The sequence below is a fragment of the Porphyromonas sp. COT-239 OH1446 genome, from assembly GCF_000768875.1.
Taxonomy (GTDB): domain Bacteria; phylum Bacteroidota; class Bacteroidia; order Bacteroidales; family Porphyromonadaceae; genus Porphyromonas.
Map to the genome: position 1 here is coordinate 47,643 of NZ_JRAO01000030.1, position 21,680 is coordinate 69,322.

At 56.5% G+C, this 21,680-nt stretch carries 16 protein-coding genes; 6 read left to right on the forward strand and 10 right to left on the reverse strand.

Annotated elements, in window-relative coordinates:
* Positions 1-72 precede the first annotated feature (72 nt).
* Both cbiE and cobJ read right to left on the reverse strand, forming a co-directional pair.
* The gene (gene cbiE / locus HQ37_RS06570; protein WP_036881645.1) at positions 73-1,293 is read right to left on the reverse strand and encodes a precorrin-6y C5,15-methyltransferase (decarboxylating) subunit CbiE; all 1,221 of its coding nucleotides are present in this window, start codon (positions 1,291-1,293) and stop codon (positions 73-75) included.
* Complete coding sequence (gene cobJ / locus HQ37_RS06575; RefSeq protein WP_036881646.1) at positions 1,286-2,707, reverse strand: precorrin-3B C(17)-methyltransferase; 1,422 nt, start codon at positions 2,705-2,707, stop codon at positions 1,286-1,288. Before cobJ ends, cbiE begins: the two co-directional genes overlap by 8 nt.
* Before the next feature lie 543 nt (positions 2,708-3,250).
* Here cobJ and murC point away from each other — a divergent pair.
* From murC to ftsZ, 4 genes are read left to right on the forward strand one after another with little or no spacing between them, the layout of a single operon-like run.
* Entirely contained in the window at positions 3,251-4,633 is a 1,383-nt protein-coding gene (gene murC / locus HQ37_RS06580; protein ID WP_036881647.1) for a UDP-N-acetylmuramate--L-alanine ligase, read from the forward strand.
* Positions 4,630-5,406: a hypothetical protein gene (locus HQ37_RS06585; protein ID WP_036881648.1), complete on the forward strand. Its 777-nt coding sequence runs from the start codon at positions 4,630-4,632 to the stop codon at positions 5,404-5,406. Before murC ends, HQ37_RS06585 begins: the two co-directional genes overlap by 4 nt.
* 36 nt (positions 5,407-5,442) lie before the next feature.
* Positions 5,443-6,840, forward strand: a complete 1,398-nt coding sequence (locus HQ37_RS06590; protein ID WP_036881649.1) for a cell division protein FtsA — start codon at positions 5,443-5,445, stop codon at positions 6,838-6,840.
* 3 nt (positions 6,841-6,843) lie between these two features.
* Positions 6,844-8,223, forward strand: coding sequence for a cell division protein FtsZ (gene ftsZ, locus HQ37_RS06595; protein ID WP_235264647.1), 1,380 nt, complete (start codon positions 6,844-6,846; stop codon positions 8,221-8,223).
* A 131-nt stretch (positions 8,224-8,354) separates the two neighbouring features.
* Here the strand turns inward: ftsZ and HQ37_RS06600 are convergent, their stop codons facing one another.
* Positions 8,355-9,743, reverse strand: coding sequence for a DUF5686 family protein (locus HQ37_RS06600; protein ID WP_036881651.1), 1,389 nt, complete (start codon positions 9,741-9,743; stop codon positions 8,355-8,357).
* 59 nt (positions 9,744-9,802) lie between these two features.
* Here HQ37_RS06600 and HQ37_RS06605 point away from each other — a divergent pair, with 59 nt between their 5' ends.
* On the forward strand, positions 9,803-9,997 hold the full coding sequence (locus HQ37_RS06605) for a hypothetical protein (RefSeq protein WP_036881653.1): 195 nt from the start codon (positions 9,803-9,805) through the stop codon (positions 9,995-9,997).
* A gap of 87 nt (positions 9,998-10,084) precedes the next feature.
* Here the strand turns inward: HQ37_RS06605 and metK are convergent, their stop codons facing one another.
* The 3 genes from metK to HQ37_RS06625 all read right to left on the reverse strand — a co-directional run bounded on the left by metK (position 10,085) and on the right by HQ37_RS06625 (position 13,497).
* On the reverse strand, positions 10,085-11,377 hold the full coding sequence (gene metK / locus HQ37_RS06610) for a methionine adenosyltransferase (protein ID WP_036881655.1): 1,293 nt from the start codon (positions 11,375-11,377) through the stop codon (positions 10,085-10,087).
* Between the two features lie 738 nt (positions 11,378-12,115).
* Positions 12,116-12,595 carry a regulatory protein RecX gene (locus HQ37_RS06620; RefSeq protein ID WP_036881658.1) on the reverse strand — a complete coding sequence of 160 codons (480 nt, stop codon included), beginning with the start codon at positions 12,593-12,595 and terminating at the stop codon, positions 12,116-12,118.
* Complete coding sequence (locus HQ37_RS06625; RefSeq protein ID WP_036881659.1) at positions 12,592-13,497, reverse strand: HemK/PrmC family methyltransferase; 906 nt, start codon at positions 13,495-13,497, stop codon at positions 12,592-12,594. The genes HQ37_RS06620 and HQ37_RS06625 overlap by 4 nt, the downstream gene beginning before the upstream one ends.
* A gap of 23 nt (positions 13,498-13,520) precedes the next feature.
* On the opposite strand from HQ37_RS06625, the gene ribD reads away from it, so the two are divergent.
* Positions 13,521-14,525, forward strand: a complete 1,005-nt coding sequence (ribD, locus tag HQ37_RS06630) for a bifunctional diaminohydroxyphosphoribosylaminopyrimidine deaminase/5-amino-6-(5-phosphoribosylamino)uracil reductase RibD (protein ID WP_036881660.1) — start codon at positions 13,521-13,523, stop codon at positions 14,523-14,525.
* Here the strand turns inward: ribD and prmA are convergent.
* From prmA to secDF, 4 genes are all read right to left on the reverse strand, one after another.
* Positions 14,508-15,380, reverse strand: a complete 873-nt coding sequence (gene prmA / locus HQ37_RS06635; RefSeq protein ID WP_036881664.1) for a 50S ribosomal protein L11 methyltransferase — start codon at positions 15,378-15,380, stop codon at positions 14,508-14,510. The genes ribD and prmA overlap by 18 nt on opposite strands.
* A gap of 21 nt (positions 15,381-15,401) precedes the next feature.
* Positions 15,402-16,697, reverse strand: coding sequence for a glutamate-1-semialdehyde 2,1-aminomutase (gene hemL / locus HQ37_RS06640; RefSeq protein WP_036881665.1), 1,296 nt, complete (start codon positions 16,695-16,697; stop codon positions 15,402-15,404).
* A 153-nt stretch (positions 16,698-16,850) separates the two neighbouring features.
* Positions 16,851-17,996, reverse strand: a complete 1,146-nt coding sequence (locus HQ37_RS06645) for a DUF4369 domain-containing protein (RefSeq protein WP_036881666.1) — start codon at positions 17,994-17,996, stop codon at positions 16,851-16,853.
* A gap of 221 nt (positions 17,997-18,217) precedes the next feature.
* The gene (gene secDF / locus HQ37_RS06650; protein ID WP_036881667.1) at positions 18,218-21,118 is read right to left on the reverse strand and encodes a protein translocase subunit SecDF; all 2,901 of its coding nucleotides are present in this window, start codon (positions 21,116-21,118) and stop codon (positions 18,218-18,220) included.
* Positions 21,119-21,680: the final 562 nt, after the last annotated feature.

Below are 21,680 nucleotides of genomic sequence, written 5' to 3' on the forward strand. Positions count from 1 at the left end.
GAAGGCAATCGCCCCGCTGTGCATCGATGCACAGCGGGGCGATTGCTTTGTGGACAGCCTCGTAGGCGGGGGTTAAGGTTTGGCCTGTAGGCAGACGATAGGGTTATGTTCATCGACCTGTATCTTCATTTCTCGAGCGATGCGCCAGCCATGGCGGTCGATAGCCTCTCGGAAGAGCGCAAGCGTATCCTCGGAGACCGAATTGAAGACGATACAGGGGTCGCTACCCTCCATCAGAGGGATGAGCCGATCGATGAAGAGGCCCATCTTGCCACCATGCCCCCCGATGAAGGCAGCCTCTGGAGGAGCGAACTGCGAGAGATCGAAGCTCAAGAAGTCGCCGATATGGTACTCGATACCTGGGGCTCCGAAACGACGGCTATTTGTACGCATGAGTTCCTCTCCCTCTGCTCTGATCTCGAACGAGGTAATGCTGAGGTGGGGGAACTGTAGTCTCGCCTCGATGGATACCGACCCTGTGCAGAAGCCGATATCCCACAAGCTACGCTTGCGGTGTAGCTCTAGGAGGCTGAGGCTAAGCAGTCGGATTGGCATCTTAGTAATCATATTAACTCGTCCGTTCAGAGGCATGAAGTCCAGCTCGCTGAGCCCCAACACAGGGGCATAGGCCTCGGTGGGGTTGAGGCACTCGATGATCACGCAGTTGGGGACGTCGAAGCTCTGCGCCCGAGCCTCCTGAAGCGACAGGGTGTAGAGCTGCTGACGTGCTCCGCCGAGCTTGACCCCGATATGCATCCGATAGCCCGTGTAGCCGTAGTCTATGAGGCGAGCAGCTATGGCCTCGGGGGTATTCTTGCGGTCAGTCAAGATGCCGATCTTGGGGGCTCGCTCGATCAGGGCTCGGTCTAGCTCCTGCCATGGGCGACCTGTCAGCGAGACCACACGCATATCGTGGTAGGGCAGGGTGAGGGCATGTGAGAGGAGCTGAAGCGAGTTGAAGGAGGGGAAGGTACGTCTCACTCGCCCTGGAAACTCCCGCATCAGCGTCGTCGTATAGCCGAAGAAGAGTGGATCGCCCGAGGCAAAGACGAGGATGGGTTGGTTCAGCTCTCGGTAGCGTTCGTAGACTTGGCTTAGAGGGACGGTAACATCGATCCACTCCGCCCTCTCGGGTAGGAGGTGAGAGACAAGCTCCCGATGTCGTTTGCCCCCAGAGAAGGCCTTGTGGGTCGAGATCAAACTGAGGACTTCTTCTGTGAAGAGGGGGTTGTCTTCGTCGCTCATGCCGACGACGACGAAGCGCAGGTCATCTTGCTCCGAGGGTCTACACATCTCGTCCTGGTCTTAGCTGTGCGGCATCGTCGAGGGTGAGGATGGAGTTCACCAGCGTTGCGGCGAGGTTGCTCCCTCCCTTACGTCCTCGGATGATCACCTTGGGGATATCCTTGAAGGGCATGCACATATACTTAGATTCTCTCACATTAACGAAGCCCACGGGGGCTACGACCATCCCACCAGGCTTGGCCTTGCCCTTGCGCATGAGCTCGCACAGCTCGATCACTGCCGTAGGGGCATTGCCGAAGGCGAAGAGGGCATTCGGATGCTCTTCCACAGCCAAGCGAATGCCTGCCTGTGAACGGGTGATCCCTAATCGGCTGGCCATCTCACTGGTGCGAGGATCATTGAGGTAGCACTTGACATTCAGACCGAGACGCTCGAGTGCGCCCTTGCGGATGCCCGAGGCGACCATCGTAACGTCGGTGATGATGGTGTCGATCTCCCTTCGGACGATGGCTTGATGGAGGCGTTCGATCGCACCAGGATCGCTGTAGAGCAGCTCCTCCATCTCAAAGTCTGCGGTCGTATGGATCGCATGGAGCATTGCCCACTTGTGGTCGAGTGGACGCTCGGGATTGCTAAGCTCTGAGTGGATGGTGCGGAAGCTCTCGATCATGATCCCTTGGCCGATATTGACCTCCTTGTCGAAGCGTCCCTCTCGGTAGTAGCCCCGAGGGGTAATGAAGTGATCCTCGTAGATGTAGGACTGTGTATTGCCGATGATGATGACGGTAAACATGTCGATCTCCTCGGGGTCGAAGGCTTCGAGGGTCGTTAGGACAACCTGCTGCTCCTCTCGACCTGCCTGGCGCACATAGCCCACTGGTGTATCGGGCGAGCGGTGCTCGGCGAAGATCTCTAGGAGGCGATAGAGCTGCCAGTAGCGACCGACACTCTTGGGATTGTAGATGGCGGTGATGAAGTCGGCCTCGGCTGCAGCTCGTATGCGACGCTCGATCAGCATCCATGGGGTCATCAAGTCGCTCAATGAGATGATGCATAGATCGTGCCCGATGGGACAACCCAAGACGCTCGCCGCTTTCTGAAATGCGCTAATGCCTGGCAGCACCTCGATCTCGATGTCCTCGACCCCCTGCTCTCGCTTCATCTCATAGATCAGGGGGGCCATGCCGTAGATCCCAGCATCGCCCGAGCTGATCACGCAGACGGTCTTGCCCTCGAGAGCGTAGCGGAAGGCTTCCTCGGCTCTCTGACGCTCCTTTTTCATGCCGCTGTCGATACATACGGTCTCGGGGCGCAGGTAGGGGGTGATGAACTGGAAGTAATACTTGTAACCCACTACGACGTCGCTCTCGACGATCGCTTTCATGACGGCGGGCGTGATGTCAGCCTCGCTGCCAGGGCCTATGCCCGCAACGATAATTCTATTCTTGGAATGCTTATCCATCCTGTTTTGATGTTGATATTGGCGTTGATATTCTGCTTGTGGTGTGTGCTTTAGTTCGGTGCACAGCACACCATAATTACTCAACAATTGAAGGCTCGAGTTCGTTGTCCCCTCGAGGGTGAATTTTATCTCCTCCTCCGTATGGGCCGATGTCTCTCCCCCATGTGGGGCGGATGACCTCGTCCAATCGGAAGGCTCGATAGGTCAGGCTTGCTCCCTTTGTATGGGAATTTTTTATATGTCTGTATTATAGCTGTTTATTGGCTCTCTTTCGAGGCCCTATGTATTCCCCTCTAGAAGTCTAGATAGGATCGCCATCGAGGTCTAAGTAGGATCGCAAGTGAGGCATAAATAGGAGCTCGATAGAGCTCCTATTTATGTCTCGAGAGAGGTCTCGTCTAGCCCCTCAGTTGAGGTCTCGATAGGGCCTTGATAGAGGGGGGATTGGGGTACAGGTAGAGGCTCTCTAGACTTGCTAAAGAGGCTAGGATATTTGGAGTGAAAAGGCTATCTTTGCCACAATACATTCATTTCAAGTCTCTCATGGATCAAGTCTACTTCATCGGTATCGGTGGCATCGGTATGAGTGCCATCGCTAGGTACTTCAAGGCTAAGGGGTTTTCCGTAGCTGGTTACGACCTCACCCCCAGTCCCCTGACTCGTGCGCTCGAGCAGGAGGGGATGCCCGTGTGCTATAGTGATGAGATAGAGGCCATCCCAGCGAGTTACCGCTCGGCTAAGACCATGGTCGTCTACACGCCTGCTGTCCCCGAGAGTCATCGACAGCTCCGTTACTACCACGAGCTAGGGGCACGGGTGCTCAAGCGTAGCGAGATCTTGGGTGAGATCACCCGTATGGCCCGAGCTCTCTGTGTGGCTGGGACGCATGGCAAGACCTCGACCTCGACCCTCCTGGCGCACCTGCTGCACCAGAGCCATGTAGGCTGTAGTGCCTTCCTCGGGGGCATCTCGAACAATTATGAGACCAACCTCTTGCTTTCGGAGCATAGCCCCTGGGTGGTGATCGAGGCGGACGAATTTGACCGATCCTTTCACCGCCTTAGCCCCGAGATGGCGATCATCACCTCGGCAGACCCCGATCACCTCGACATCTACGGCACGGCTGAGGCCTACCGAGAGAGCTTCGAGCACTTCACCAGCCTGATCTCTCCCAGTGGTGTGCTGGTGATGCGCCAGGGCATCCCCGTGAGCCCTCGCCTGGCGGCTGGGGCACGCCTCTATACCTACGATGTGGAGCAGAGGGCAGACTTCTATGCCTCAAACATCGAGGTGCGGGAGGCGAAGCTCTACTTCGACTGGCATTACCCCGCCGTGGGGGATGCACCCGAGGGTGTGATGCGTGTTGAGTTGGGTGTACCCCTACGGGTCAATGTAGGCAATGCTACGGCTGCGATGGCCCTGGCTTACCTCTCGGGGGCAAGGCTCGATGAGCTGGCCGAGGGCGTCTGCTCATGGAGAGGGGTGCATCGACGCTTCGACCGAGTGGTTGATAGTGCACACTGCGTCCTGATTGACGACTATGCCCATCACCCCGTAGAGCTCGAGGCCTCGATCGCCTCTGTACGGGCTCTTTACCCCGAGAGACGACTGGTGGGGGTCTTCCAACCCCACCTCTATAGCCGTACAAAGGACTTCTACCAAGAGTTCGCCCACAGCTTGGATGGCCTCGACGAACTGATCCTACTGGACATTTACCCCGCCCGAGAGCTCCCCATCGAGGGCGTGAGCTCGGCAATGATCGCTCGGGAGATGAAGCATTGCCCCGTGCAGCTGATGACGAAGGAGGCCTTCTTGCCCTATCTGCAGAGCCTCGAGCAGCTGCCCGAGGTCATGCTCATGGTCGGGGCAGGGGATATTGACCGCTTGGTTGCCCCTGCGGCCGAGCTTATTCGACAGAGATTATGATCAAGCGTATTATCCTCATCTTAATAGGACTACTCTTACTGGGTTATATTGGCTACACCGCTTGGCAACGCCCAGCCCTACCTCATGGGGCGCAACCCTGTCGAGGCGTAGAGGTTTCGCTCCATATCCCCGAGGGCACAGCAGCCTTCATGAGTGAGGCCGATGTGCTGCGAGAGATCGAGCGGATGCAGATCAAGACCGAGGGCACGCCCCTCGAGCAGATCGATGTCTATCAGATCGAGCAGAAGCTCAAGGAGAACCCGATCTTCAGCACTGCCGAGGTATACCTCAGCACCTCGACGCAGTTCCTGCATGTGGATTTAGAGCAGAAGGAGGCCCTCTACCTCGTCTTGCCCGATGGCGAGCACCCCTATTACGTTACGAGAGAGAGGGGCTTCATCCCCGCTCAACCCAATTATACGATCTATGTGCCTGTTGTCTCTGGACGGGTCAAGCTCGCCGATGCCCTCGGACGCATCTACGACCTCGAGGAGTGTCTCAGGCAAGATCCAGACTATCGAGACTACTTCGGCCAGTGCTATGTAGACCGGGATGGGGCGATCACTCTCGTCCCTAGAGCCCTCGGCCCTAAGATACTCCTGGGGCACAGCACCCAGTGGCAGGGGATGCTCGACAAGCTCCGAGCCTTCGAACGTGAGGTCTCTGGACGCAGAGGACGCAATGCCTTCGAGTATCTCAAGCTACAGTTCGAGGGGCAGGTCGTGGCCAAGAGCCGCTTCACCCCCGAGAAGAGCCCCGAGGCCAATATCTAAGCACAAGCAGCATACAAACCAAAGACCATACTAGTTATGAGCGTAACTCCAAACGAGCCTCTATACGCCGTCATCAATCTAGGGACGGCTTACATCTCTGGGATGCTTGCCCGCAAGCACCCCAATGGGCGCATCTATCCCCTTGCCCAGCATCGCATGCCTAGCTCTGGATGTATTCGCCAGGGCTGTGTACACAACATAGACAACGCCGCCTGTATCATCGACAGCATCATCGAGGTACTCAGCAGCTCCCTCCCCGAGCAGGGCCGCATCAACTCCGTCTACGTCGGTCTCGATTGCCGCTCTATGGCCTCGCAACCCTATACCACACAGATAGACTTCGGAGCTCAGGAGCAGATCATCACCCAGGAGCACCTCGACGAGCTGCGCAGGCAGGCCTTTGCTGTACAGTTCCCCTCGCTAGAGGTATTACACCTCTCTGCCCCTAGCTACATCCTCGACGGCAAGAGAGAGGCGAACCCCCGAGGGGTGCGCTGCCGCCGCCTCGAGGCTACCTACCAGCTGATCACGGTGCGCAAGTCCATTGTCAGCAACGTCCGTCAGGTCTTCGACGAGTCCCTCTCGCTGGGCATCTCGGGCATCGTCCCCACACCCCTGACCGAGGCCATGCTGACCCTGACCAACGAAGAGGCTATCCTGGGCAGTGCCTTCGTCAATATCGGTGCGGGGACTACCTCACTGGCTATCTTCCACAATCGCCTCCTCTCTGCCCTCTACGTCCTGCCGATGGGTGGAGGCAACGTTACTCGAGACCTCATGAGCCTCAAACTCATCGAGAGCGATGCCGAACGCCTCAAGCTCAGCCGAGGATCTATGCGCCTCGAGGGCGTGGACAAGGAGGAGCGTGTCGTCGGGACTTCCTCTACGGGCGAGCGCATTCTCAAGCAGATAGACATCAATCGCCTCGTTGCTGCCCGCATGAATGAGATCCTCGGCAACGTCTTCCACGTCATCGAGATCTCGGGCAATGAAGACCGTGTCGCCTCGGGGCTCGTCCTCTCGGGCGGCGGCTCTCGTATCGACCACCTGACCGAGGCCCTTGCCTCGATGGAGGTGCCCATGCGCTTTGGGCATATCCGAGCAGACTTCGTCGATGAGTCGGTCAATCCCTCCCTACTGCGAGAGTACTCGGCCGAGCTCTCCCTCGTACACTTCGCTACCGAAGACTCGCTAATCTACGAGCCTGTTAGTCTCGAGGATCTCTTCGAGAGCGTGCAGCCAGAGCCTAAGCCCTCCTCTGCGCCCACCTCAGTTGTAGAGAGTGATGAGGATGAGGGCTACAACTTCGACGAGGGGAATGAGAAGGAGGTCGAGGAGGGCACTAAGCCCCAGCCTAGGAGGCCTAAGCGTCCCGCTTGGGTGCGTAAGGCCAGTATATTCTTTCAGAAATTCAATGCTAATGATGAGGACTAACCTATGATGACCGAAGAGAGAGGAAACATAGACTTCAACTATACACAGAGCCAAATGAAACAGATTATCAAGGTCGTGGGCGTCGGTGGAGGCGGAGGCAATGCCGTCAATAAGATGGCTACGCAGGGCACCGTCCCTGGGGTATCCTTCCTACTCTGCAATACCGACAGACAAGCTCTCGAGCATAGTCAAGTCGCCAACAAGATCGTGCTCGGAGAGAAGAGCGTAACCAAAGGTCTCGGGGCTGGCAATAAGCCCGAGAGGGCCGCTGCTGCCGCTGCCGAGAGTGCGGATGAGATCCGTCAGCACCTGAGCTCAGACGACACTCAGATGGTCTTCATTACTGCTGGGATGGGTGGAGGTACAGGCACTGGAGCTGCACCTCTAATCAGCAAGATAGCCATGGAGCTGGGGATCTTGACCATCGGTATCGTTACCATTCCCTTTGAGTTTGAGGGGAAGAACAAGATCTTACAAGCTCTGCGTGGGGTGCAGGAGCTACGCAAAAACGTCGATGCTCTGCTCGTTGTCAACAACGAGCGGCTCATTGACATCTACCCTGACTTCACGGTCAAGAACGCCTTCGCCAAGGCTGACGAGACCCTGAGCAATGCTGCTCGGGGCATCTCCGAGATCATTAATATTCGTGGGGAGATCAACCTGGACTTCAACGATGTAGAGACTACGCTCAAGGCCGGTGGGGTAGCGATCATCAGTACGGGCTATGGTCGGGGAAGCAATCGCCTCGATAAAGCCATCCAAGATGCGCTCAACTCGCCCCTGCTCAATAACAACAACGTAACCAAGGCCAAGAGGGTGCTCCTAAGTATCTATTCCTCCTCGGCTAATCCCCTGACTACTGAGGAACTGAAAGAGGTCTCGAACTTTACCAGTACGCTTACGCCTGAGTTTGAGAACATCTGGGGCTATCGAGAGCGAGACGACCTCGAGGAGGATACAGTCGCTGTAACGCTGCTTGCCTCGGGCTTCGACTACGAGGTAACGGAGCAGAGCATACGAGGCTTCGGCCGTGTACAGGAAGATCCCATAGCAGACCCCGAGCGATTGCAGAGCCAAGAGGAGGAGCAGAAGCTCTTCGAGACCTTCTACGGCAAGGACATCTTCGTCAAGAAGATCTCGAAACCCTTGCTGTTGAACCTTGACGAGCTTGATGATGAGAGCATCCTCTCGATCCTGGAGGATACCCCCGCTCTACACCGAGACCTGCACCCCGTAGAGCTACTTAGGGCTGATCGGCAACGCTACAAGGCTGTCGAGAGGACTCGAGGAGGAGAGGCTGCCCCCGCAGCTAAGCCCACAGAGGCAGAGAGCAAGCCTCCCCGTGCTGGAGGCGGCTCTCGCATCACGATCAACTTCCAGTAGACGAACACCTAGAGGTGGGGTCGAGCCCTCGCCTCAGATCCATCTGAATACCCCCGTCAGTGAACCTTAGAGTTCGCTGACGGGGGAGTTGTTTGTTGGCTGGGGAGGATGAGAGCTAGGGGCATGAGAGCTTAGTCTCGCTCGCTCCATACACTAAGGAGCAGGGAGATGGGTAGGTTGAGCTTGATGGCAAAGCGAGAGTCGTCCAAGGCTGTATCGTAGCCGTAGAAGATCCCAAGCCGAGACACATTGCCCCAGCCGATTGAGTAGCCAATCTCGGCATAGGCTCTATTATCTAGACCTTTGTATGCTCTTAGGTGTAAGGCCTCGTCGAGGCCGAGGGAGACTTGTTTGAGGGGTGAGAGCAGCAGCCCATAGGTGTATAGATTGGCTTGAGCCATGAGCCAGGCCTCACCTGCAGTCCACTCTTCGGGCAAGGCTGCCCATTGGTAGCTTAGGGGCAGTCTGCCGACAATGGGGTCTTGTGGCAGGAAGCGTTCGTCTAGTCTGCTCATTCGATCTCTGTTGAGGTACTTACCGACATTGATCCGATAGTCTAGGCGTAGCTCGGGGTCGATGGCGATAGCTCCTGAGAGGCTAGCCTCTGCAAGCTGATATTTGCTGTAGTGTGCCCCTAGATCGATGGCTGAGCGGAATCTTAGCCCCAGCTCAAGTGGATTGTACCCCTGGGCCCGAATAGGAGTCGAGCGATGGGGCTGTGGCTCTATGTAGTCGATGCTTCCTAGGGGGATGAGGACGATAGAGGTAGCTGCCTCGAGTGTAAGAGCTCGATGACGGTTGAGCAGGTGTCTGAACTCGATCTGAGGCTTACGATCTTCGTAGCTGGCCAGCATGTTGAGCCCGAGGCGGCTTGTTGGGTTGATACGGTGGCGCAGAGAAATAAAGTATTTGCGCCACTCAGGTCTAGTCTCCCCCCCAATGATCTCAGGGTAATGACCTCGATATAGCTCCTCGGGTGTGAGGTGAATGCTCGAGCGTGAGGTATGCCCTGCCGAGAGGACAGCGAGGGCGTTGAGCTCGGGGGCGTAGTGTAGCAGGAGGTGGTTCTCGGAATACCAATGCTTGCTCCTGAGGGCATAGTTTTGCGAGGAGCGTAAGATGAGTTTGTTTCGGGCGGCCAGCTGGTAGGTGAGCTGGACTTCGTAGCCGAGCCACAGACCATCAGTTTTGTTGTAGTGAGGGAACATGAAGACCAGTCCATCGATGCCTAGATCCCAGCGACCGAAGGCAAAGTTTCGCCCAGCCAAGAGGTACGACCATGGGGCATACATCACGAGGGGATCCTCTCGCCTGCGGAGCTTGCCCGAGACATCTGTAGGGCGTGTCATGGCTCTGAGGAGCTGATAGCCGCCGTCGTTGTCGAAGGGGTAAGGTGGGGCATAGCGCAGCAGTCTGTGTGGCTCGGGCTCGTTCGCATTGGTCGAGGTCTGTGCCTGTAGCTGAGGCATAACCGTAGAGAGTGCGAGCAGCAGTGTGGCTATGCGGGCAATATATCTCATCGTTGCTTGAAGTCTAGAATGGAGTCAAAGTTAAGAAAAAGTATTAGCTTTGTCTCGCTATGAAGATCAATGTCAAAACAACCAATCGGATACTCCTCATCCTCGGAGTAGTCATCGTGGTGGCAGCTGCCATCTCGTGTATTTGGCTCAATGATGCCCAGCGCATGGTTGTCGGCATCGGAGCTTTCTTCGCTGTGCTGAACCTACTTTTCCTCTCCTACTTCTTCAACAAGAATGTAAGGAGGCGCAGGTAGCCCCTCTCGAGCAAGGCCTCTCGTCCAGTAGAGCAAAGAGGGTGTTGTGAACGACCGTTCACAACACCCTCTTTGTTTCTTCTCGTTTTATAGGCCGAAGTGCTCTCGTACTCGGTCTACATAGTCGAGCTTCTCCCAGGTGAAGAGCTCCACCTCCCGCTCGATGATGCCCTGGTGATATGAGGGGTAATGCTTCACGACCGTCTGAGGCTCACGCCCGAAGTGTCCGTAGGCAGCCGTCTCCTCATAGATCGGGTTGCGCAGTTTGAGACGCTGCTCGATGGCGAAGGGACGCAGGTCAAAGAGTTCGCCGATCTTGCGGGCGATCTCTCCATCGCTCAGACCACACTTGCCAGAGCCATGTGTATTGACGAAGATGTTGATGGGCTGTGCCACCCCGATGGCGTAGGAGAGCTGTACGAGCAGCTCGTCCGCTACGCCTGCGGCTACGAGGTTCTTGGCGATGTGGCGGGCAGCATAGGCGGCCGAGCGGTCTACTTTGCTCGGGTCCTTGCCCGAGAATGCCCCTCCGCCGTGAGAAGCCCTACCACCATAGGTGTCGACGATGATCTTGCGTCCGGTGAGGCCCGTGTCGCCGTGAGGCCCACCGATGACGAACTTACCCGTAGGGTTCACCAGTAGCTTGAGTTCGGCGTCGAAGAGCTTGCTCACCTCTTCGGAGTAGGCTGCCAGGGTGCGGGGTAGGAGGATCTCCCGTACATCTCTCAAGATCTGTGCTTGCATGGCCTCCTCTGCACGGGCAATGGCCTCCGAGCTATCGTTCTCCGCCCGGACGAACTCGTCGTGCTGTGTACTAATGACGATCGTATCGATGCGTAGAGGCTTGCCATCGTTGTTGTACTCGATGGTTACCTGACTCTTGGCATCGGGTCGTAGGTAAGGCATCAGATGGGGTTCGCTCTTGCGGATGGCAGCTAGCTCTCGCAGCAGGGCATGTGCCAGGTCGATGGCCAGTGGCATATAGCTGGGGGTCTCACGACAGGCATAGCCGAACATGATCCCTTGGTCGCCTGCCCCCTGATCCTCGGCGCAGGCACGCTCGACACCTCGGTTGATATCTGCGCTCTGCTCGTGGATAGCCGAGAGGATGCCGCAGCTGTCGGCGTCGAAGCAGTATTCACTCTTCGTATAGCCCACACGACGGATAACCTCACGTGCGGTGCTCTGTACGTCTACATAGCTATTGCTTTTGACCTCGCCAGCCAGGATCACTTGCCCCGTGGTGGTGAGGGTTTCGCAGGCGACCTTGCTCGATGGGTCAAAGGCCATGAAGCGGTCGAGGACGGCATCCGAGATCTGGTCGGCCAGTTTGTCGGGATGTCCTTCGGAGACGGACTCCGAGGTGAAGAAGTAACTCATCTTATTCTGAATGTTGTTTGTTAAGTTGAATGATACAAAAAAATAAAGCCCTTGGTCTACCTCGACGGATAGAGCAAGAGCGCAATCGGGGAGAGAATGTCTGCTAAGCTATGAGAGCTGTTCGGGAGCTGCTCCACTTAGTGGAGGCTCGTGCTGCCTAGGCAGGCAGTCGAGGACGAACGGTTTAGCATTTTTTCTCGTGGTTGCAATCATCACAAATCTATCCACGGGGTTGATCCTCGGATCGGCTGCAAAGGTACATATAAACCCTGTACGGGCCAAATTACCCTTCCCCTTCTCTGCCTCGCTGCTCCTTGGCTCATTCATAGGGCGAGCCTGACTGCCTCTGTCTCGAGAGTCCTCGAGCGATCCTCGACGGAGGTTTTGGCAGGGCTGCACTTGAGATGCGAGTAGAGGGGCAGCTGAGGCCTCGGTAGGATCTCTCTCGAGGCATCAGTAGGCATCCATTCGAGATCTAAGTAGGATCGCAATAGAGGCATAAGTAGGACTTCTCCTGAGATCCTATTTGAGTCTCATCTGCGATCCTACTTATACTTCAATTGTATTTCTACTTGAGTCTCATCTGAGAGTCTATCTATACTTCCTGATCGGGAGGTGATGGGATTGCGGTCTAGGGCCTATCTCGACCAAAACAAAGAGCCCGATAGCCCTCCCATTGGGGAGACTATCGGGAGCGAAGGCAAAGATTGTCCGTGGGGAGGGCTCTATGCCGATCGGTTAATCGTCCATATCTCGAGAGAGCAGGCGACGGCTCTCTCGCTCAACCTCGTCATAGTCATAGCCTCGGTAGAGCCCGAAGCGCATGAGCCGCTCATAGGCCTTGCGCTCATCGAGCCCGGCTGGCAGGCTACGCAGCTTGCGCTCGAGGATCTCGGAGAGCTTGTCCCGAGCGGAGAACTCCTCCTGGACAGCCTGCAGGGCATCGGCGACCTCTTGACTCGAGAGCTGACGCAGGCGAAGTTCCTGCTCGATACGCCTCCAGCCCCAGCCGCCGAAGCGATGGCGATCTCGGGCGAAGGCCTCCGCATAGCGACGGTGATCGAGGTAATGCTCTCGTCGTAGATGCTCGAGGATTGCTTCGCCATCCTCCGAGCTGACCTGCCAGGAGGTGAACTTGCGCCTCAGTTCCCAGGCACAGCGTTCGGCCGCTGCACAGTAACGCATTGCTCGTCCTAGGGCTTGCTGATACTCCATCATGATCGGGCTTGTGTGTCTAAGATGATCCGAACGAAGCGTTGCTTGCCGCTCAAGTCTCTGAGCAATTCGCCTCGAGGTGAACGCTCGCTGAGGAGCTCTTGCATGACGGAGAGCGTTTCTTCGGCATAGAGAGGGTTGAGCTCCGCCCAGATCTCCCCTTCTAGGGCTGACCAACCCTCACGGGCCATCTGGGCAAGAGCCCTGTAGAAGACGAGCGGATCTGTCTCGGGAGCGAAGAGGGCCATCGAGGGCTCGTGTCCCAGTACCTGCGGGGTCATCTGCTCTGCCTCTCGTGGGTGGATGTAGGGGGGGTTGCTCACGATCAGATCGTATGGTGCACCCGAGGGCGGCCCTTGGCAGAGGGAGAGCACGTCGCCTCGGTGCAGCTGGACGTGTCGTCCATAGAGCCTTGTTAGGTCGTCGAAGTTAGCCCGAGCGACCCCGAGAGCCTCCTCGGAGAGCTCAAGAGCCTCGACACAAGCCCTCGGCTCGAGCCCTGCCGAGAGGGCGTAGGCGATGCAGCCACTTCCCGTCCCCACATCCAGTGCTCGAGGGGCGAGGCGATCGCTCCACTCCTCGAGTATGAGGGCTACGAGCTCCTCCGTCTCGGGGCGAGGGATGAGTACCCCAGGGGCAACCCTCAGCTCATACTGTGCGAAGGGGGCTAGCCCCAGGGCATACTGTAGAGGGACGCCCGAGAGGAGCTTTTCCTCTAGTCGTTGTAGGTCCGCCTCCTGCTCAGGGGACAAAAGCGTATCTTTGTCCACCATAAGCAGGCGGCTGTGCGACAGCCCCAGTACTTGCTCCAGGACAATACGCCCGATGGCATGGGCCTCGGAGGGTTCGTAGAGCCCCTCTAGACCAAGCCTTAGGGCTTGTTCTGCCTCGAAGATTGTAGTCATGCTGCAAAGGTAGTCAAACGTAAATGAAACAGATCCAAGACGAACGCTATATGCGCCGAGCCCTCGAACTCGCCTCCATCGGCCAGGGGCAGGCCCATCCTAATCCTATGGTCGGTGCTGTTATCGTGCACGAGGGCCGCATCATTGGCGAGGGGTATCATCATCGGCACGGTGAGGCCCATGCCGAGGTTATGGCCGTACGTTCGGTACGAGAGCCGAGCCTCTTGCCCCACTCAACCCTCTATGTCAGCCTCGAGCCCTGCTCGCACTATGGCAAGACACCCCCCTGTGCCTCGCTCATCCTCCAGTGTCGCATTCCCCGTGTCGTGATCGCTATGCAAGATCCCTATCCCGAGGTGGCAGGGAGAGGCATTCGCCTCCTGCGTGAAGCTGGTGTAGAGGTCGAGGTTGGCCTGCTCGAGGCAGAGGCTCAGGCTCTGAATGCCCCCTTCATCTATCAGCACACTATGGGGCGACCTTGGGTTACGCTCAAGTGGGCTCAGAGCAGTGATGGCTTCATGGATCGGCTGCGTCAGAGTAGCGACGAAGCCCCCATGCTCTTCTCCGCCCCCCTGCAGCTGCGACAGGTACATCGGGAGCGGATGCAGCACGATGCGATCCTCGTAGGCTATCGGACAGCTCTCTTGGACAATCCCTCTCTGACCAATCGCTTCTTTTATGGTCGCACCCCTATCCGTATTGTATTAGATCCCAAGCTCAGTCTGCCTGCTAACCTTAAGCTCTTCATAGACCGAGGGGCAGACACCTGGATCATTCACAACCCAGAGGTCTGCCCCCCGACGGAGCGTAGCAGCGCACATATTCGTTATATAGCGGTTAGCTCCTCGGGCGAGGAGTTTATCGCCTCGTTGCTTTCGAGGCTCTCAGAGCTGGGCATTCAATCCCTGCTCGTCGAGGGCGGAGGGGCTACGCTACAGCGATTTATCGACCGAGGCCTCTACGACAGCATCCTCATCGAGCGCAGCCCGATCCTCCTAGGCTCGGGGGTATTAGCACCCAAGCTCTAGCATCGCCCAGCGGTTACGCTCCCTCTTGGAGCATAGGTGTAGGCCGAGCGTCTCAGCCCTTTGGGAGAGCAGGTCAATGTCCTCGAGGTAGAAACCACTCAAGATCAACCTTCCTCCAGGGCGCAGACAGCGGGCATAGGCGGGCATATCCTCGAGGAGGATGTTGCGGGTGATATTGGCCAGGATCAGGTCGTATTCCCCTGTCTTTGCCTCCAGTGCTCGAGCATCCGAACAGATCACCTCGTCGATATGTACCCCATTGAGCGAGGCATTCTCCTGTACATTTTGGTAGGCCCATTCGTCGATGTCGATAGCACTCAGATGGCTTGCCCCCCGCTTAAGGGCCAGGATGCCGAGGATGCCTGTCCCGCAACCCATATCGAGTACCGACTTGCCCCTTAGATCCTGCTCCATTAGGTAGGCGATCACCAGCGAGGTGGTCTCGTGATTGCCCGTGCCGAAGGCCATCTTCGGACTGATGATGAGCTCCATCTCTGCTTCTTTTGCGGGTGTGTGAAAGGGGGCTCTGATGACGCATGCTCCATCGTTGAGGCTGATCGGTTGGAAGTAGTTCTTCTCCCACTCCTCGTTCCAGTTCACCTCAGGCAGTATCTCCTTTTCATAGTCGAAGGTAACGCCCTCTAGGGGGAAGTTTGCTAGCATCGCCTCGAGCGAAGCCTCATTGGTGAGCTCGAGGGGAATATAGGCCTTGAGCCCCCCTCTCTCATACTCGAAGGAGTCGAAGCCTAGAGTGACCAGGCTGTCGGAGAGGATGTCGCAGAGGTCTTCATGGGCAAGCCCTTCCCCTGCCGATCCTTCGGCTTGGAGGGCAAAGCGATATACTACGTACTGCATCGTTGTCTAGAGTGTTCGGGGTTAGTGTCCTAGAGCCTCTTCGAGGGCCAGGATCATAGCCTGAGCGGTGCGCTCATAGTCCTCTCGGCTGTGCGCCATCGAGAGGAAGATACATTCGAACTGAGAGGGGGGCAGATAGATCCCCTCCTGCAGCATTCGGCGGAAGAAGCGAGCATATTGCTCTGTATTGGCCTGCTTGGCCTCGGCATTGCTGTGCACACCCCCAGGGCGGAAGAAGAGCGTTGCGAGCGATCCCGACCGATTGAAGGACAGGTGCTCACTATAGCGGTCGATCACTGGGCGGATCAAGCTCTCGAAGAGACGACCCTGCTCCTCAAGCTGTTCGTAGAAGCCCTCTCTAGAGAGCTCTCGGAGCATCGCAATGCCAGCCGAGAGAGCTAGAGGATTGCCCGAGAGGGTCCCAGCCTGATAGACATCGCCTAGGGGGGCTAGGTGCTGCATGATGTCTCTCCTTCCTCCAAATGCACCTACGGGCAGACCTCCCCCGATGATCTTCCCTAGGCAAGTCAGATCGGGTGTGATGCCATAGAGCTCCTGAGCACCTCCTCGAGCCGCACGGAAGCCGCTGATCACCTCGTCAAATATGAGCAGTACACCCCTCTCTTGGGTGAGGGCTCTTAGGCTAGATAGGAAGCCCTCTTCGGGTAGGATGAGGCCCATATTGCCCATGACAGGCTCTAGGATTACGGCTGCAACCTCGTTGGGGTAGCGCTCAAGCAGGTGGCGCACGCTCTCTAGATCGTTGTATGTGGCCACGAGGGTGTCTACAGCAGTCTCGGGGGTGATGCCTGCACTACCCGCCTGCCCATAGGTCGCTAGCCCCGAACCCGCCTGGATGAGGAAGCTGTCGGCATGACCATGATAGCAGCCCTCGAATTTGATGATTTTATTTCGTCCTGTGAAGCCTCTCGCTAGCCGAACGGCACTCATTGTGGCCTCAGTGCCCGAATTAACCATGCGCACCATCTCGATCGAGGGGAAGAAGCTGGTGATGAGCTCCGCCATCTCGATCTCTCGGGCATTACAAGCTCCATAGCTTGTCCCCCGCTTGAGCTCCTCGGCAATAGCCTGCTGCACGGGTGGGTAAGCATGTCCCAGGAGGAGGGGACCCCAGGAGCTGATGTAGTCAATATATTCGTTGCCATCCACGTCGAAGACATGCCCTCCGACCCCGTGGTCTATGTAGAGGGGGCTTAGCCCCACCGAGCGGAAGGCTCTCACGGGGCTATTGACCCCGCCAGGGATTAGCTTCGTGGCACGGGCAAAAAGCTCTTGCGATTTGTCAAACTGTCTCATCTCGATCTTATCCTAATGATTGTGCGGGCAAAGTTAGCCAAAATTAAGCTGCTCCGCCCTCGAGGGGTAAAGGCTCGGGGCATGATGATCCTAAGATCATCATGCCCCGATAGATAGGTTGTGCCCTGGTGAGCCGGGCTCGAAGGATTGGTCTTAGCGTAGGGCCTCCTCGGGCGAGGATAGACGCTTGAGCTGACCATCCTTGATGAGGAAGAAGGCGGGGAGCTCCTGCACATTGTACACCTGAAGGCTCATCCCTTCTGGATCATTGACGCTGATCCAGGGTAGGGTGCGGGCTGCATTCTCCCAGTAGTACGAGTCTCCATCGATTGAGACCTCGTAGATATGGAGCTTGCCCGGCTCGTCATGTATCTTGCGCATCAGAGAGACGAGCATGGGAGACCACTGAGCCGAATAGGCTGTGAAGCTCAGTAGCACGGGGCCCTTGCGAGAGAGCTCGGTGAGTGAACGCTCGATGCCCTTGTTGTCCCGCTTGCGGATCTCGGGGAAGGCAATAGTCTCGATGCGCTTGCCTATCGAAGCCGCCTCGCTAGAGCGTGCCCAATTGCGCCGAGCACGACTGCGAGCGATAGCCCTAAGGGCCATGTCCTTGAGGAATGGGGTGTAGGGGGCATCGGCATAGTATGAGTCGTAGGCTGTCGCCACGGCCGCAAAGGCTCGTTCGTCGCCCTCATCCTCGGCGGAGAAGTAAGCCCCCTCGCCCTTGCGCTGGAAGAGGGCAAAGTAAGAGGCTGGGCTTTTGGGATCTACATAGATATAGTGCGAGGTCATGGCGTGCTTGAAGTCGATACACACCGAGTCGACAGAGTCTCTTACGGCCTGTAGGCTAAGGTGTCCGGCCATGTGTTCGGAGACGAGGCTATCGATCCTCCTATCCGTCCTTTGGCGCAGGAGGTTGATGTCTCGGATCTGATGATTGTAGGGATCTCCTTCGTTGATAGTATACCCCCCGGAGAAGTTATCCGTGCCTGTTGTGATGGATATACGAGTAGCCGAGTCTGCTGCGAAGGGGATAGAAGCTCCATTCTGCAAGCGTAGACGATAAAACATGGGGTAGGTCGTCCCGTCGTGGACGAAGCGAAACTGACACAGGTCGTTGATGACCACGGAGTCGAGGGCCAGGACGTTGCCTGTGCCCACCTCCTCGAGATAGAGCTTCTGCCCCTGGGCACCGTAGATCGTCCCCTCGGCGATGAACTGCTTGGGGCTCTTGTCCTGGCAACCTGCCAATGCACCCGCCAGTGTGAGGGTGGCAGCTAGTATAGCTAGTCTATTCATGTATCTGTCAAACGAATGTATTGTCTGCCTAGGGCTTTCGAGCCCGTCAGACGAATGTTCTCTTTGCACTTATGTGGATGCTAAGTTAGCCCTTTTTCTGCAATAGCCCTAATCCTCCGCTTACGAACGACTCGGGGGCTCGGCATCATGGACGCCGAGCCCCCGAGTTGGACGCCGAGCCCCCGAGTGTCTTGAGGGTTATGGATTAGGCAGAAGCCTCATTAGGCGATCTGCTTAGCCTCTCGGCGGCGAGCCACTTCGTAGGCAATAGGGGTCGCTACGAAGAGGGTGCAGAACGTACCTAACACGACACCCAAGAGCAGGGTAAAGGTGAAGCTACGCATCGAAGCACCACCGAAGGCGAATACGATAGCCATCACGAGGAAGGTCGTAAACGAAGTGTTGAGCGTACGAGCCAGCGTAGCATTGAGGGCCTTGTTGATGACTATGAAGCGGTCAGCCTTGGGGTGTAGTCCAACCTCCTCGCGGATACGGTCGAAGACGATCACCACGTCGTTGATCGCATAACCGATAACGGCTAGGATGGCGGCGATGAAGTTCTGGTCGATCTCCATGGTGAAGGGCATCACCTTCCACAGGAGGCTATACAGGGCGATGATCATCAGCGTGGTTACCGTTACCGAGGCAAAGGCTCCGATGGAGAAGGCTACATTGCGGAAGCGGATCAGGATGTACAGAGCCATGAAGATCAGAGAGAGGGTTACTGCGATCAGGGCTCCCTGCTTGATGTCGGCAGACATGCTGGGGCTTACCTTCTGCGAGCTAACAATCTGCTCGGTTACGAAGTCTTCATAGCTAGGAGCTGTGGTGTAGAAGCCCTGGAGACCGTCGTAGATCTTGCGAGAGATTTCCTCCTCGATAGCCTCACCCTCCTGATCAATCTTGTAGTTGGTGGAGATACGGATCTGATCGCCATCCGTTCCGATAGAGGTCAGGACGAGCTTCTGATCGAGGGCAGGGGCGAGAGCAGAGCGCAGCTTGTCATTGTCTACCTTGTTGTCGAACTTAACGATGTAGTTGCGACCTCCTGAGAACTCGATACCGTTGTTGAGCCCGATGGTGAAGAGGCTCACAACGCCTGCGATGAGTAGGGCGGCAACGAAGCTGTAGCCACGCTTGCTAGAGCCGAGGATGTTGAAGTTGTTGTCCACGAGCAGGTTCTTCGTCATCGAAGTGGTGAAGGTAACCTTGCTGAGCTTGCCCTTAGCCTCGAGAGCCTCGAAGATCATACGAGTCAAGAACACAGCTGTGATGAAGGAGGCTACTAGACCGATGATGAGCGTCGTGGCAAAGCCTCTGATGGGCCCTGTGCCAAAGTAGAAGAGTACGACGCCAGTGATGATGGTCGTTAGGTTCGAGTCGAAGATAGCACTGAAGGCATTGCCATAACCATCGGCTATCGCACGGGCCATAGCCTTACCTGCACGGAGCTCCTCCTTGATACGTTCGTTGATCAGCACGTTAGCATCCACGGCCATCCCGAGAGTGAGCACAAGACCCGCAATGCCAGAGAGGGTGAGCACAGCGTGGAAGGAGGCTAAGATTCCCATCGTAAAGAAGCTATTAATGATCAGTGCCGTATTGGCCACAAGGCCAGGGATGAGGCCGTAGGCCAGGCACATGTAGATCATCAGCAGCACGAGGGCGATGGCGAAAGAGATAATCCCTGAGCGAATAGACTGCTGTCCGAGGGTTGGCCCTACGACATTCTCCTGTTCGATCACGATGCTGGTCTCCATTTTACCCGAGTTGAGCACGTTGGCCAGGTCGCTGGCTTCGTCTACGGAGAAGTTGCCCGAGATGCGACTCTGACCATTGGGGATCTCACCCTCCACGTTGGGGGCAGAGTAGACAACGTTGTCGAGGATTACGGCGATAGAGCGACCGATATTCTCCTTCGTCAGGCGTGCCCACTTCTGTGCGCCTTCGTTATTCATGCTCATATTCACCGTAACGGCTGTGTGGCCGTGCTCATTGGTGATTTCGTAGCGCGCATTGGTTACGAGTTCGCCATTGAGGTCGGGCGTCATGCTGCGGTTGGTGTGGATGGCGTAGAGTTCATAGAGGCCGAGAGGCTTTTTGGTCTGAGGATCTTCGAGCTCCTTAGCTCCCCACATGAGGGTGAGATCTTCTCTGAGGATGCGACGCTCCTTGGCCTGCGCGAGTATCTCATCGACCTTGGCCATGTCGGCCTTACGGGCAATCCCGACAGTAGCACCGCCACGACTGCCTACCTGTACGAGACTGAAGAAGCTCTGCTGCTGTGCCTGTTGGCGAGCAGCTTCGTGCTCTGCCATGCGCTGGGCGCTGGTAGCACTGTCGAGGCCTGTGAGGTCAGGGGCCTCAATCGAGGCTATGAGCTCCTGAGAGAAGTTGTTTAGGGATACCAAATCCTCCTGAATCTCCTGGATGTTGTAGGTACGCCAAAACTGTAGGTTCGCATTGCGAGAGAGAAGCTCTCGTACACGTTTGGGCTCCTTGATACCAGGTAGCTCGACGAGGATGCGTCCCTGTCCCTCGAGGCGTTGCAGGTTGGGGGCAACGACACCGAAGCGGTCGATACGAGTACGCAGTACGTTGAATGATGCGTCTACGGCACTGCTATACTTCTCTTTGAGCAGGGCGATGATGTCGCCCTCGGTGCTGCGTGTAGTGATCTGATCTCGCAGCGTACCTGAGCCGAAGAGGGCGTTGAGGTTGGCATCGGGGGCGAGCTTCTTGTACTGAGCGATGAACACATCTACATAGTCTCCCTCGGCCGAGCTCTGGCTCGCCAGCTCGATGGCCTTATTGAAGTTGGCATCCTCTGGGTGGTTAGCCAATGAACGGATGAGGTCTCCAGCGTTGAGCTTGAGCACGACATTCATCCCCCCCTTGAGGTCAAGACCGAGGCCGATCTGCTGATTACGAGCTTCCTTGAGGGTGTAGTTGAACATCACAGGTTCGTTCTCCATGGAGTCGAGATAGGCGCGACCTGCCTCTTCGCCCATGGCCTCGGCTTTCTTCTCGTAATGGTTGGTTACGAAAGAGAACGAGATGTAGAGCGCACAGATCAAGGCCAAGCTCACTGTAACGAACGTTACAAATCCTTTGTTTTGCATCTTGTACTGAGTTAGTATTTTGTATATTGATTTAGTCTAAAAATAGCACGGGCGCAAAGTTAGCTTTTTTTCTGCAAACCCCTGCGCTCCTCTAAGTGCGGCGGTCTGTAGCCTCCTCGGCATTCTTTGTAGGCCTGCTATCAAGCCTCTGGTAGGAGCTTGATCGAGCTCCTGGGAAGGCCTCTCCTATGCTCCTACTTATATCCCAGTTGCTTCCCTATTGATACCTCTATTGAGATCCTATCTAGACCTCTATCGAGATCCTACTTGGGTCTCATCTTCGATCCTACTTATATCTCGAGTGAGGCCCTATCTATATCTCCGTTATGATCCTATCTTATACTTCAGCTGCATTCCTACTGATGCCTCGATCAAGATCCTAATTGTATCGCTCGATAGGGATTACCTGTATCTCTGCGAGCCTGTGCCTGGATCGTAGGAGAGGCTCATACGCAGGCGCAGTCGAGAGGGCTCAAGGGACTTCGATCGAGCTCCGCCCTATTGTTCAGATTTCATATCTTTGTAGCCAATCCTTTAGTCGCCCTTGGTGGGCGAAGGAGCT